At 60.4% G+C, this 13,623-nt stretch carries 13 protein-coding genes and 1 tRNA gene; 4 read left to right on the top strand and 10 right to left on the bottom strand.

Annotated elements, in window-relative coordinates; genetic code table 11:
* Positions 1–2: 2 nt before the first annotated feature.
* Positions 3–470, bottom strand: coding sequence for an Hsp20 family protein (locus tag ICI42_RS07055; protein WP_188163856.1), 468 nt, complete (start codon positions 468–470; stop codon positions 3–5).
* 424 nt (positions 471–894) lie between these two features.
* Between ICI42_RS07055 and ICI42_RS07050 the strand changes: the two genes are divergently transcribed.
* On the top strand, positions 895–1,872 hold the full coding sequence (locus ICI42_RS07050) for an alpha/beta fold hydrolase (protein WP_188163855.1): 978 nt from the start codon (positions 895–897) through the stop codon (positions 1,870–1,872).
* Here ICI42_RS07050 and hisN read toward each other — a convergent pair.
* Both hisN and ICI42_RS07040 read right to left on the bottom strand, forming a co-directional pair.
* Positions 1,869–2,642, bottom strand: a complete 774-nt coding sequence (gene hisN / locus ICI42_RS07045; RefSeq protein ID WP_188163854.1) for a histidinol-phosphatase — start codon at positions 2,640–2,642, stop codon at positions 1,869–1,871. The two genes, ICI42_RS07050 and hisN, sit on opposite strands and share 4 nt — an antisense overlap.
* Before the next feature lie 245 nt (positions 2,643–2,887).
* Positions 2,888–3,832 carry an N-formylglutamate amidohydrolase gene (locus ICI42_RS07040; protein WP_407945141.1) on the bottom strand — a complete coding sequence of 315 codons (945 nt, stop codon included), beginning with the start codon at positions 3,830–3,832 and terminating at the stop codon, positions 2,888–2,890.
* 143 nt (positions 3,833–3,975) lie between these two features.
* Here ICI42_RS07040 and cpdR point away from each other — a divergent pair, with 143 nt between their 5' ends.
* The 3 genes from cpdR (at position 3,976) to ICI42_RS07025 (ending at position 6,593) form a co-directional block, all read left to right on the top strand.
* Positions 3,976–4,338, top strand: a complete 363-nt coding sequence (cpdR, locus tag ICI42_RS07035; protein ID WP_188163852.1) for a cell cycle two-component system response regulator CpdR — start codon at positions 3,976–3,978, stop codon at positions 4,336–4,338.
* A 120-nt stretch (positions 4,339–4,458) separates the two neighbouring features.
* Positions 4,459–4,533, top strand: a tRNA-Val gene (locus ICI42_RS07030).
* Between the two features lie 224 nt (positions 4,534–4,757).
* Positions 4,758–6,593 (top strand): calcium-binding protein, encoded by a 1,836-nt coding sequence (locus ICI42_RS07025; RefSeq protein WP_188163851.1) that lies wholly within the window; start codon positions 4,758–4,760, stop codon positions 6,591–6,593.
* A 71-nt stretch (positions 6,594–6,664) separates the two neighbouring features.
* Here ICI42_RS07025 and ICI42_RS07020 read toward each other — a convergent pair whose 3' ends face one another.
* From ICI42_RS07020 to ICI42_RS06990, 7 genes are all read right to left on the bottom strand, one after another.
* Positions 6,665–7,153, bottom strand: a complete 489-nt coding sequence (locus ICI42_RS07020; RefSeq protein ID WP_188163850.1) for a hypothetical protein — start codon at positions 7,151–7,153, stop codon at positions 6,665–6,667.
* 140 nt (positions 7,154–7,293) lie between these two features.
* Entirely contained in the window at positions 7,294–8,139 is an 846-nt protein-coding gene (locus ICI42_RS07015; RefSeq protein WP_188163849.1) for an EamA family transporter, read from the bottom strand.
* A 150-nt stretch (positions 8,140–8,289) separates the two neighbouring features.
* On the bottom strand, positions 8,290–9,357 hold the full coding sequence (locus ICI42_RS07010) for an ABC transporter ATP-binding protein (protein WP_188163848.1): 1,068 nt from the start codon (positions 9,355–9,357) through the stop codon (positions 8,290–8,292).
* Positions 9,358–9,371: 14 nt separating this feature from the next.
* The gene (locus ICI42_RS07005; protein WP_188163847.1) at positions 9,372–10,157 is read right to left on the bottom strand and encodes an ABC transporter permease; all 786 of its coding nucleotides are present in this window, start codon (positions 10,155–10,157) and stop codon (positions 9,372–9,374) included.
* Positions 10,154–11,023 carry an ABC transporter permease gene (locus ICI42_RS07000; RefSeq protein WP_188163846.1) on the bottom strand — a complete coding sequence of 290 codons (870 nt, stop codon included), beginning with the start codon at positions 11,021–11,023 and terminating at the stop codon, positions 10,154–10,156. Before ICI42_RS07000 ends, ICI42_RS07005 begins: the two co-directional genes overlap by 4 nt.
* Positions 11,024–11,091: 68 nt before the next feature.
* Entirely contained in the window at positions 11,092–12,198 is a 1,107-nt protein-coding gene (locus ICI42_RS06995; RefSeq protein ID WP_188163845.1) for an ABC transporter substrate-binding protein, read from the bottom strand.
* Positions 12,199–12,429: 231 nt separating this feature from the next.
* On the bottom strand, positions 12,430–13,602 hold the full coding sequence (locus ICI42_RS06990; protein ID WP_188163844.1) for an iron-containing alcohol dehydrogenase: 1,173 nt from the start codon (positions 13,600–13,602) through the stop codon (positions 12,430–12,432).
* Positions 13,603–13,623 lie beyond the last annotated feature (21 nt).

Genomic DNA, 13,623 nt, shown 5'->3' with positions numbered 1-13,623 from the left:
GCTTAGTTGACGCTGTTGGCCTCGATCTGCTTGGCCTTGGAGGCATCGGCCGAAATCGCGATCTTGCGGGGCTTCAGCTCTTCCGGAATGGTGCGCTTCAGGTCGATGTGAAGCAGGCCATTCTTGAGGTTGGCACCCGTGACCTCGACATGGTCGGCAAGCTGGAAGCGGCGCTCGAAGGAGCGTGCGGCGATGCCGCGATACAGCACTTCGGAACCTTCGCCATTGGCTTCGGTGCCGCGCTCGCCCTTGATGGTCAGCACATTGCGGTGCGCTTCGATCGAAATCTCGCTATCGGAGAAGCCTGCAACCGCCATCGATATCCGATAGGAATCTTCGCCGGTGCGCTCGATGTTGTAGGGCGGGTAGCTCGGGACGGCCTCGGGCTGACCGACGGAATCGAGCATGCTGAACAGACGGTCGAAGCCGACGGTCGAACGGTAGAGCGGGGAAAAATCAACGTGACGCATGGTGTGTTCTCCTGTTGAGCAACAAGTTTGCGATTTGATCGCCGGGGAACCCATTTGGCGTTCCTTTCGATCAGCAGCCCCGGTTTCGGCGGCTGCAGGAGACATTTGGGGAGCGGTAAAAGCCGTTTCAAGAGCGAAAAATTCCTCTGCGCCTTCCGTTCAGATGAACGCAGGATGAACCGCGTCTTTGGCGCCCGTTCAGTTCCGCCCGGCTATTCTGCACCCGACATCGAGACAGGCGGCGGAAAAAACCGCCGCACCGAAGCCGAACCGGGTGTATCGTCCCTTCCTCCCGGTCCGACAGCGGCCGGAGGCTGGATTATCGGCCTCCGGCCGTGCTGCTTCTTGAATGGCGGCAGTTTCCTTTTCGGCGCGCCGGGCTTATCACCATCGAAACGATATCGAAGCGGGCGCGGGCCTCCGAATGGATGTTTTCTACGATATTCCTGCCAATCCCAGGCCCGCAGGCGCCCGTGGCGACTTCTTCCTGTCGAAAGACGGAAAACGCCTGCGCTATGCGATCTTCCCAGCGGAAGCCCGGCCTCTGAAGGGCACCGTCGTCCTGATCCAGGGCCGCAACGAGTGCATCGAGAAATATTTCGAGACCGCGATAGACCTTTCCCGCCGCGGCTTCGCAACCGCGACGTTCGACCTGCGCGGCCAAGGCGGCTCGGACCGGCTGATCAAGGACGGTCAGCGCGGCTATGTGAAGAGCTTCGACGACTATGCCCGCGACCTGCGGACCTTCTTCGACGATATCGTCCTGCCCGACTGCCGAGGTCCCTATTACATAATGGCGCATTCCGGCGGCGCGTTGATCGCGCTGCTGACAGCGCCCTATCTCGTCAACCGGGTCCAGCGCATGGTGCTGCTGGCGCCGCTGCTGCAGATCGCGATAACCAGGCTCCAGATGCGCACGGTCAAGCGCGTCACCAGTACGCTCAGCCTGTTCGGCCTCGGCCGGCGCTACATCGGCGGCGGGCCGCGCCCCGCTGTCCCGCTTGCTTTCGAGGGCAACAAGCTGAGCAGCGACCCCGATCGGTTCCGCCGCAATATCGAGATTTACCTCGCTTATCCGCAACTCGCGCTGGGCGGACCTACGGTGAGCTGGGTGGCGGCTGCCGCCCGCGCGGTGGAAAAGGTCACCGATCCGGGCTTCATGAGCGCGCTGAGAATCCCCATGCTGTTCGTCAACCCGACTGCCGACCGCGTCGTCGATCCCAGCAAGATCGAAGCCTATGCCACCAGCCTTCGCCTGGGCTCGCTGGTCACGATCTACGGCGCCCGTCATGAGCTTTTGCAGGAAGCCGACATCTATCGCGAACAGGTTCTGGCTGCCTTCGACGCCTTCGTGCCAGGCTCCGAAACCATGCACATACAGGCGGACCCCGTAGAGGGTTAGCCTCTCAGAATTGCCATGGCTGCAGCATGCAGTTCGGGCGTCGCCGCCGCGAGGATGTCGCCGCCCTTTTCCGCAGCACGGCCATCGAAGGTGGTGACGATGCCGCCGGCCTGCTCGATGACCGGAATGAGGCCCACAATATCGTAGGGCTTCAGGCCGGCTTCGACGACGATGTCGATCTGCCCCGCCGCCAGCATCGCAAACGCGTAGCAATCCGTGCCGTAGCGCGACAGACGAACCTGCGACTCGAGCGCGTCGAAACGGCCGCGCGCGTCGCCCGTAAACAGCGCAGGTGTCGTCGTGAACAGCGTCGCATCGGCCAGGCTGGTCGTATCCTTCACCGTGAGCCGGCGCGGCCCGCCCGGGCCTTCGTAATAGGCGCCCGAACCGTCGGCATAGAAGAGCTCGCCGATGAAGGGCTGCGACATCAGCCCTGCCACCGCGTCCCCATCGACCGTCAGGCCCACCAGCGTCCCCCACACCGGTACGCCGGAGATAAACGCGCGGGTGCCGTCGATCGGATCGATCACCCAGACATGGCTGTTGGTGATGTTTTCGCTGCCATGCTCCTCGCCCAGAATGCCATGGCCTGGAAACTCAGCATTGATCAGGGCGCGGACCGCACGCTCAGCCTCCTGGTCCGCTTCGGTAACGGGATCGAAGCCGCCGGCAAGCTTGTTGCTCACGGCACCCTGGGCGCGAAACCGCGGCAAGGTCTCGGCCGCGGCGGCCATGGCGATCCGGCGCAGGAACTCAGAAGTTACAGTCAAACTATGTCTCCTTGTTTCGGCAACGCCGGATGCAGGCTGCCGCATTTTTTCGCAACGAATTTTTTTGCACTTTAAAAGGCATTAATCAGCGATTCCTCATTGACATTGATGCAATGCACAATAAACTGATCCTCGGACAGTTTGTTCTGTCCGTGCCCTCCTTGGGCGTTTCCTCCCTAGACTTCAGACCGCTCCTCGGAGCGGTCTTTTTTTGCCTGAAATCTTAGGGCACGAGCCCGGCATCTCTATTCGGCGGCCAGTGGCGGCGCCTGCCTGAAATGGTGATCCGGCAAAGCCATGAGATCCGAGCAGAAACGGGTGAGGTCGTCGGTCAGCGCATCGAAGCCCGACCGCCTCTCCAAGCTGCGCTCGTTCATGTAGAGCCCGCGATTGATTTCGATCTGGATCGCGTGGCGGTTGCGCGCCGGCCGCCCATAGTGCTCGGTGATGAAACCGCCGGCATAAGGCTTGTTGTAGGCCACCGTATAGCCCATCCCCGCAAGAAGACGGATCGCGGCCTCCGTCAGTTCCGGCGCGGCGGAGGCACCGAAACGGTCGCCGATGATGAAATCGGGCCGCAAACCGTTTTCGCCGATGCGGATGCTCGCCGGCATGGAATGACAATCGACGAGAACCGCATAGCCGAAGCGCATCTGCGTGCGGCCCAGGAGATGCCGCAGCGTCTCGTGATAAGGCTCATAGATGCCCTGGATGCGCGACAAAGCCTCCGACAGGGGCAGCCGTGTTTTGTAGATATCCAGCCCCTCGCCCACAAGACGCGGCACTGTCCCCAGGCCGCCGGCAACCCGGGGGGACCGGATATTGGCGAACGATGGCAGCGGATCGGAGAACATCCGCGGATCGAGTTCCCACGGCTCCCTGTTCACATCGAGATAGGCACGCGGAAAATGCGCCAAGAGAAGCGGCGCACCCAAGGCGGCGGCGCCGCCGAAAAGCTGCTCGACATAACAATCCTCAGAACGCCGGATCGCCTGCTTGTCGAGGCGGCTCATCTCCAGGAAACGTGGCGGATAGAACCGGCCGCTATGCGGCGAATTGAACACGAAGGGCACGCGCTGCTCCGCGCTCGAACGGATCTCGAACGGCACGACATCCTTGAAATCGTCGGCTGCGGTCATAGCGGCGGGCAAGGCTTCACATCGGGTAGGATCATGCGACGAAAGTGCCACCGGGCGCGGGTGTTGTCCAGCGTGACCCCATGATGCATGCGGCTCCGTTCACTTGATGTTTACCCTCCCTTCCTCATATAGAACATGGTTAACCGGAACATCGTGGAAACAACTTCCGGTTTCGCTGATTCGGACGGGAAACGATGGCACGCATTCTTCTGGCGGAAGACGACGACGACATGCGTCGCTTCCTGGTAAAAGCGCTTGAACGCGCCGGCTACCAGGTGAGCGACTTCGATAATGGCGCGAGCGCCTATGAGCGCCTGCGCGAGGAGCCGTTTTCGCTGCTTCTGACCGACATCGTCATGCCGGAGATGGACGGCATCGAACTGGCGCGCCGCGCCACCGAGATCGACCCGGATCTGAAGGTGATGTTCATCACCGGCTTTGCCGCCGTCGCACTCAACCCCGATTCGAACGCCCCCAAGGACGCCAAGGTCCTGTCCAAGCCATTCCACCTGCGCGACCTCGTCAACGAGGTCGAAAAGATGCTCCAGGCGGCCTGACGCCAGAGATCGTGAAGCGCTTTTCCCCGGCTCTCGCTGGGGAAAAGTAAAACGAGCGAATTTCCCCACAGGCTCCTATTGACGCGTTGGAGCAAAAGTGGTGTATGCGCCTCGTCGGATGGGCGTGTAGCTCAGCGGGAGAGCACTGCATTGACATTGCAGGGGTCACAGGTTCAATCCCTGTCACGCCCACCATCCGAACCCCAAGGGCTTTGCGAGCAATCGCCGAGCCCTTTGTTTTTTCCGGGACCGATCGTACCGAACCAAGACTCCCCGCGGCCCGAATCGGGTCACTTTTTGTCTCAAAACGGCGCCATTTACCAACCTTATCGAGAAAACACGGCGCGTCGTGAAAGCTGCGTTGTCGCCCTCTGCAAGCTGGAATAACCGTTCAGCCAACAGAGGTTTGCGAGGCGGCAATGGCGACGATCAAGGGTACCGGTAAGAGCGAGACACTAAAAGGCACATCGGGCAACGACGCCATCAGCGGATTGGGCGGAGACGACCTGATCTATGGCGGCGCCGGCAACGATGTCATCATCGGCGGACTAGGCACCAACACGCTTTACGGCGAGGGCGGCAACGACATTTTTCGGGTAAAGCCCCCAGCGGGAGGCCAAGGTGACCGCCTCGACATCATTGCCGATTTCCAGAAGGGCGACCGGATCGACATCTCTGCTTACGGAATAACGAGCTTCGAACAGTTGCAATTCATCCTCGAAACCAAGGATGGCACCGACGCCTATTTCGACGCCTATTATTCTGGATCGGCTCGTGCCGTTCAAATTCGAGGCGTGGCGGTCGCGGACCTCACGGCTAATGACTTCATCTTCGCCAACAACGAGCCGAGAACAATCTCGGTGACGGATTCCGGCGGAACCCGCCTTTTCGGCGGCGATGGAGACGACTCTCTTGCCGTTCCAGGCGGCTGGTTTGGTTACAGCGAACTTTTTGGCGGCGGTGGCGACGATCTTCTCGTAGGAGGAGGGAGCCGGACGATGTATTATGGCGGCAGCGGCGATGACATCTTCAAAATGGGTCCCGGTGGCGGATTAAAAACTCTTTCCAGTCTTAACATCGTGACTGACTTTGAGGCCGGCGACAGGATCGACGTTTCGTATTATGGCATTTCGAGCTTCTACCAGCTTCAGCGCTTTCTGGAGACCGGTAATGGCACTGATACGTCCATAGTGATTAGAGCTCATGGCTCAAACACCATCACCATACATAACATCCTGCCCTCTGAACTGAGCGCGGGCGATTTCATCTTCGACAACTCCGGACCAAGAACAGGATACGGCGACAATACATGGGATCAAGACCATATTTTCGGCAGCCGATATGGGGATAAGCTCTACGCCGGATGGGGCAACGACATCGTCTTCGCAGGTGACGGCGACGATGTGATCTTTGGCGGCGGCCGCTCCACTGTAGAAAAGGATTTCAGTATTCTCTATGGGGAGGCAGGACATGACGTGTTCATGACCAGCCTAAGAGGCTACGCTGGGACTTCTTATGGCGGCGGCGAAGCGATAGTTATCGCCGACTTTGAAAAAGGCGACCGCATCGATGTCTCAGCTTATGGAATCTCAAACTTTGACCAGTTGCAGCAGATTCTTGAAACGAAAAACGGCACCGATGCTTATTTCGACGCATATGCTTACAGCACCTCGTTTTGGATTCAAATCAACAACGTCCTGCCGAGCCAACTGACCGCCAAGGACTTCATCTTCGACACCTCCGGACCTAAGAACATGGTGGACGGCGATTGGGCAGATTTTCGCAGTGTCCTCTTCGGAAGCCGGTACGATGACACCATCGACGGCAAAGGCGGCAACGACAAGCTTTTCGGTGGACGCGGCAATGACGTGCTTCTAGGCGGTACAGGCGACGACGTGCTGTCCGGCCAGCACGGCAACGACATAATGACCGGCGGCGCCGGAAAAGATATCTTCGTTTTCGCCGCCAAGAAGAGCGCCAACATCGATCATGTCACGGACTTCTCTGCCGCAGACGACACCGTTCATCTCGAAAATGCGATTTTGAGGGGCTTGCCGGTCGGCGCGCTTGCGGCGTCGGCTTTTGCCGCCAATGCAGGCGGTCAGGCGGCGGACGCCGACGACCGTCTGATCTACGACACAGACACCGGCAAGTTGTTCTTCGATGCCGATGGTGACGGCGTCCGAGCCGCCATTCATATCGGCACCTTCTACAACAAACCGACCCTGTCGCATTTGGATTTTGTGGTGATCTGATTTCGCGGATCTTGCTTCGTTCGAGGCTGACAAAGGCTTATCGAACGAGGCACACTGCATAACGGCTGAGGCTAATTGCCGGTTGCCGCCGCCGGCTGTGCCGCCGCCACGAAGATGGTCGCGTTGTCCTTGGAGGCGTCGAATTCCATCGCGACGATATCGCGCGGCAGCACACGCTGCGAGTTGATCGCGTGGTAGAAGATTGCGCTGCCTTCGATGGCCTTCTGCAGTTCCACGATCTGCGGCTCGTTCTCGGCGACCTTGGCGCCGATCTGCTTGTTGCGTTCCTTGATCTCCGGCAGGAAGACGATGTCGACGCTGTCGATCTTGAAGCGGCGGCGGACGTCGTCCGCATTGTCCACCGTTAAGTCGAGCGCCGCCAGAACGCGGGCGGCATTGGCCTGCACGCTCGCCTCGTCCGTGCGTATATCGCCGCCGACGATGGCATCCACCGCGCCTTCGGTCTGCAGCCCTTGGGCCTGAAGTGTCATCGCCGGTGCTAGGACCAGCGGCAAGGCCAGCAGGGCATTTCGATCTAAAATAGATGATAGTCGCTTCATCCGACATCTCCCTCTCGACGGTTTGCGCGAGCTGTACTGAAGCTCACCGGCAGGCCGGCCGCGCGTCCATAAGGAGCGCCGCAGACCGCTTTCTTGCGGGGCAAACGCATGCGAACCGCTGGGGTTCCGGGATTTTCGGATCAGGCGAGCCGCATCGCCACCACACCGGCGACGATGGTCAGGGCTGCCGTGATACGCCACCGCGTCAGTTTTTCGCCCAGGACAACCACCGAGATCATCATCGCAAACAGGATGGACGTCTCGCGCAGCGCAGCAACCGAGGCAATCGGCGCCTTCGTCATCGCCCACATGGCGATCCAATAGGCGGCAGCGCTGAGCGCGCCGGTGAGCAGGCCCATTTTCCATTCGCCGGCGACCGCGGCGAGCGTGCCCCGGCCCCGCAGGATCAGGCACAGCACCAGCGACCACAGCCCATCGCAGAGAAACAGCCACGCCGCATAGCTGCTCGCCGATTCCGCCAGCCGCGCGCCGCTGCCGTCGGTCAGCGTATAGCCGGCGATGAACACGGAAGTTGCCAGCGCATAGCCGACCGCTCCCGTGTTCAGCCGTTCGAGATGCCGGCCGCCGCGAAACGACATGAGCAAGGTGCCAGCGCAGAGCAACACGATGCCGGCCAGCGCCAGCGGTTGCGGGATTTCAGATAGCAGGAAAACACCGCCGATCGTCGTCAGAAGCGGTGCCGTGCCGCGTGCGAGCGGATAGGTCTGCGCCAGATCGCCGGCCTCATAGGCTTTGATCAGGCAGAGCTTGTAGCCCATGTGGCAGAAGACGGAGATGGCGATCCACAGCCAGACCTCCGCATCAGGCACATCGACAAAGGGCAGCACCGGAAGCGCCGCGGCAGCCATGCCGAAGGTCATCAGCGTGACCGATGCGAAACGGTCGAGCCGCACCTTGATCATCGCGTTCCAGCTTGCGTGCATGGCAGCGGCGGCCAGAACGGCGAGAAAAACCGCCGGCGTCATGCAGCAGTTGCCTTGGGCGAAAGGACAAGGCCGGCGAGCGCGGCTCTAGACATTGCAAACCACTCCGGAGTCCCATCCGCAGTAAGCCTTGCTTAGCCGACTTTCAACAGGCAGAACGGACTCGCAAACTGGTCCAGAGCCGAGGCTGGCTCAGTCGTCCAGCACCATCAGGTCGCGCCGGGCGAAGCTGATCTCCGCGGCCGAGCCTGCGGACGGCGGCGGGGCGGATGGGTCGTTGAAGGTGTCCAGCGACACCGAATTCTCCCCCACCTTGGCGCGCACGCGGATCACCGACCCAAGGAAATGCACGTCGCTGATCGTCGCCGCGACACTGGTCTCGCGCAGGTCGTTACGGCCCAGCGAGACCGCCTCCGGTCGCAAGGCCAGAGACACGCTGTCGCCAGCCTTGCGCGCGCCAAGGTCACGGTCGAGATTGACAGTGTTGTCGCCAACCTTCACTTGGCCACTGGCAGGATCGACCACGGTGCCCTTCAGCACGTTCAGCGTGCCGACGAAGTTGGCGACGAAACGCGTCGTCGGTTTGTTGTAGATTTCGAACGGCGTGCCGACTTGTTCGGCCTTGCCGCCATACATGACGACAATGCGGTCTGATATGGAAAGCGCCTCTTCCTGGTCGTGGGTCACGAAGATTGTGGTGATGCCAAGCTCGCGCTGAATTGTGCGGATTTGATCGCGCAGCGATACGCGCACCTTGGCGTCGAGTGCCGACAGCGGCTCGTCAAGCAGCAAAACGCTCGGCTTGGGCGCAACCGCACGAGCAAGCGCTATTCGCTGCTGCTGGCCCCCGGAGAGCTGATAGGGATAGCGATCGCCGAAACCCGGAAGGCTTATGAGTTCCAGCATCTCGTCGACGCGTTTGTCGATCTCGGCCTTCGACTTTCCGGCGACCTTCAGGCCGAAACCGATATTCTGCCCCACCGTCATGTTCGGAAACAGCGCATAGGCCTGGAAGACCATGCCAATGTTGCGCTGGTTCGGTTTTAGATTGGTGACATCCTTGCCGCCGATCCTGATGCTGCCGGACGTCGGCTGTTCGAAACCTGCCACCATGCGCAGTACCGTTGTCTTGCCGCATCCGGACGGCCCGAGGAACGAGATGAACTCACCGCGCTCGACCGCCATGTTGAAGTCTTGCACGACCGTCGTCTGCCCGAAGCTTTTGCGGACATTCTCGATTTTCAGATAAGGCTCAGCCATTGTCGATCCCGTAATCAATGCTGTTGCGCCGGCGGCTTTGGAGCCAGCCGCGCCACGATCTGGATGAAGCCCATGCAGAGCCAGGTGATAGCGAAGGAGATGACGGCAAGCGCCGATGGCTCGTAGGCCTTATTGGCGCCGACCAGCTGCAGATAAGGGCCGAAAGCCGGACGGTTGAGAAGCGCGGCCAGGGTAAACTCACCGATGACGATCGCAAATGTAAGGAAAGCGCCCGAAAGGACCGAAACGAACACATTGGGCAGGATCACGCGCGAAAAAACCGTGGTCCAGCCGGCTCCGAGCGATTGCGCAGCCTCGGTAAGCGTCGTGATATCGATAGCGCGAAGTCCGGTGTCAACGGCGCGATACATATAGGGAAGCGCGAGCGCGGTATAGCCGAACATCAGAAGCACGTTGGTTCCCATCGAAGAACCGGTCAGCGGCAGCCAGCTTGAGGTGTTGTAAAGCCGGATATAGCCGAAAACGATCACGATCGCGGGAATGACCAGAGGCATCAGAGTGATGAATTCGACGACGGGCCGCAGACCCGGCATCCTCAACCGAACCCAGTAAGCGGTGGGAACCACCAGAAGCACGCCGAAGATGATGGTGAACAGCGCCATGACCACCGAATAGGTAAAGGTAGCGCGGAACTGGGGATCGGATAAAACCGATACATAGGCATCGAGGGAATATACGCCGCGACGCATCGACAGCGAGAATTCCGTCATGCCGATCAACGGCAGGATGAAGATGAGCAGCCCCAGCAGGAATGCGGTCCACGCGAAAAAGCGTTTCATTTCTGCCATCTCTCGGTTCGGGCGCGAAGCCAAAGGTAAAGCGCGTTGGCGATGCCAGTGATGACGATCATCCCAAACGCCAGGGCATAGCCGAGGCCCGGACTGCCGAGTACGTCGCCGCGGATCTGCGAAAACAGCAGGATCGGCGCGATGTTGAGCTGCGGCCCGGCAAGCGCGAACGCGGTAGCGACTGCGCCGAACGAGTTTGCAAAAAGCAGCGCGAAGGTGCCCATCAGCGACGGCAGCAGGATTGGAAAGGCAACCATGCGCCAATATTGAAAGCCGTTCGCGCCCAGGATCTCCGCCGCTTCCCGCCATTCGCGCTTCAATGCGTCAAGCGCCGGCGTGATGATCAGGATCATCAACGGCACTTGAAAAAACATGTAAGTGGCGATCAGGCCGGTCGTGCTGAACAGGTTGAACCCGGTCGCAGCGCGCAGATTGATGCCGAATTCGGTGCGCAGCCAGACCGTGATGAGGCCAGCGGGGCCAACGGTTGCGATAAAGGCGAAGGCAAGAGGAAGGCCCGCAAAATTGGACGCGACGCCGGAGAAGGTCAAAAGCGGAGAACGGATGGACCTCGGCAGACCGCCCAGCACGACGGCAGCGGCCATGGCGAAACCGACAAGACAGCCGAGAAACGCGGACCAGAGGCTTACGCGGATCGAAACCCAGTAGGCATTTCGGATTGTCGGCGTGTTAAGGCCGAAGAGATTGTCGAGCGTGAAGCCACCCCCGGGTCCACGAAACGCTCCGATGACGATCGACAGCGCCGGCAGGATCAGAAACAGCAGGGCGAACAGGAAAAACGGCGCCACGCCCAGCCAATGGGTCGGCAGGCGGCGGCCGGCGAGGTGTTGTGACATGCGCTCGGAATCCCGCAAAAACGGAAACGGACGCGGCCTTGTAAAAGGCACGCGTCCGTCTGTCGGTGTTACTGCACGACGTTGGCGCCGACCACGCCGTCCCAGCCGGCCTTGACCGCATCCGAGTTGGCATTCACGGCGTCGAGGCTCGGGAAAACGGCTTTCGCGTAGCCCTCTGCCGGCGGCAGCTTGTCGAGCATTTCCTGCGGTACCGCGCCCTTCGCTACCAGATCGTTGAAGCGGATCGGATGGCAATATCCCTTGAGCCAGCCCAACTGACCTTCGTCGGAATAAAGATACTCCATCCACAGCTTGGCGGCGTTCGGCTGCGGCGCATAAGCGCTGATAGCCTGAACGTAAACACCGGCCAGAACGGCGTCCGACGGAACGACGACTTCGACGGGCGGGTTATCGTTCAGCGAGTCGCGCCACGAAAGCGCATTGTAGTCCCAGGCGATGATGATCGGGGTTGTGCCCTGGGCCAGCGTGCCGGCCTTTCCGACGACCGGGACGAAATTGCCAGCATCATTGAGCTTCTTGAAAAACTCAAGACCGGCCTTTGCGGCTGCCTCGCCCGGTTCGGCGCCATTGGCCATGCCGGCGGCGAGAACGGCTAGGATAGCCTGGTTGGACGCGCGCGGGTCACCGGCGAGAGCGACTTGTCCGGCGTATTCGGGCTTAAGAAGGTCGGCGAAGGACTTTGGCGGATTTGCCACGAGATCCTTGTTCACCATGAAGGACATCACGCCGTAATAGTCGCCGTACCAGTTTCCTGCAGCATCCTTGGCGTCGTCGGGGATCGAATCCCAGGTTTCGACCTTGTACGGCTGCAGCAGACCCTCAGCCTGAGCGGCTGGACCGAAGGACAGGCCGACGTCGATCACGTCGGGAGCCTGCGGGCCCTTGTTGTCCTTGTTGGCACGAACGGCCTCGATCTCGTCGGCCGAACCGGCGTCTGGGTTGAGTTCGTTGATCTTGATCTCAGGATATTTTTTCTTGAAGCCGGCGATGACTTCGCCGTAACCACACCAGGTATGCGGAAGCGCTATGGTGGTGAGTTGTCCCTCGGCCTTCGCCGCGGCAACCAGTTCGGCCGACTGAGCCGAAGCGATGACGGTCGTGACCATCAAAGATGCCGCTGTAAGCGAAAGCACCTTCCCTGCAAACTTGAACATTTTGTTCTCCTCATTGACGCGCCGCGGTGCAGCGCTTGCCATGCGTTATCTTTTCCCTGTGACAGTCCGATGAACGTCATTCGGCCTGCGCGCATGTGATGAAAAGCTAACTCTTTTTAACCGGTTGTAGCAATGTTCCCCTTGTCGTTTTCCGGCTAAATATCGGTATCCTTAATACTCCTTCCTGTTGGTGGTATCCGGCCGCATGAAGCGGCCGGGTGCGGTGACGTCTCAGAGCGTGCCGTCGATGGTGTTCTGCAGGATTTTCAGCGCGGCCGTCTTGGTGAGTTCGACAGGGTTGCCACCCGCCGTGGGATCCACGATTGCCATGTCAGCGATGAGCGACTTGCGCTCGTCATCCATATCCAGCCCCTTGATCAGCTCCGGCAGAGTATGCGGTACGTTAAGGTCATTCCTCAGCTTGAGGATAGCCTTTCCAAAACCGTCAAACCCGCCTTCAATTCCGACATACGCCGAAAGACGGATAATGCGCTCTTCGATGGCCCCGCGGTTAAAGGCCAGCACATAAGGCATGAACACGGCATTGGTCATGCCATGATGGGTGTCATAGAGCGCGCCGACCGGATGCGACAGCGAATGGATAGCGCCAAGCCCCTTCTGGAAGGCAGCCGCGCCCATCGCCGCGGCACTCATCATATGCGCCCGCGCGGTCAGGTCGTTTCCATCGGCAAAGGCTTTCGGCAGGTTCTCGAAGACGAGCCTGATGCCCTCGACAGCAATGCCGTCCGCCATGGGGTGGTAGCCCGGCGCACAATAGGCTTCCAGACAGTGCGCAAGCGCGTCCATGCCCGTTCCCGCGGTGATGAACGCCGGCATGCCGACTGTCAGTTCCGGATCGGCGATGACGATTGCCGGCAAAAGCTTGGGATGGAAGATGACCTTCTTGGTATGGGTCTCTTCGTTGGTCACGACGGCGGCACGACCGACCTCGGACCCTGTGCCGGCAGTCGTCGGCACCGCCACGATCGGCGCAATCGCATCCGAATTCGCCCGCGTCCACCAGTCGCCCACATCCTCGAAATCCCACACCGGCCGTGTCTGGCCGGCCTGGAAGGCGATCAGCTTGCCGAGATCGAGGCCCGAACCGCCGCCGAAGGCGATGACGCCATCATGACCGCCGGTCTTGAACACCTCGATGCCGGCGATGAGATTGGCTTCCACCGGGTTCGGCTTGACGTCGGAGAAGACGCCATAGGCGATGCCGGCATCGTCCAGCAGCTTGAGCGTATTGGCCACGGTCGGCAGCTTCGCGAGGCCGGGATCGGTGACGAAGAGCGGCTTCTTGATGCCGGCCGCTTCGAGCACCTCCGGCAACTCCTTGATGCGCCCCGCGCCGAAGCGGACGGTGGTGGGGTAGTTCCATTTGGAAACAAGCGTGGTCATGGGAGGGATATCCAAAAAATG

It is taken from the genome of Oryzicola mucosus (assembly GCF_014534685.1).
GTDB classification, from domain to species: Bacteria; Pseudomonadota; Alphaproteobacteria; order Rhizobiales; family Rhizobiaceae; genus Oryzicola; species Oryzicola mucosus.
The sequence above is the reverse complement of the archived record's forward strand: the minus strand, read 5'-3'. Positions and strand labels throughout refer to the sequence as shown.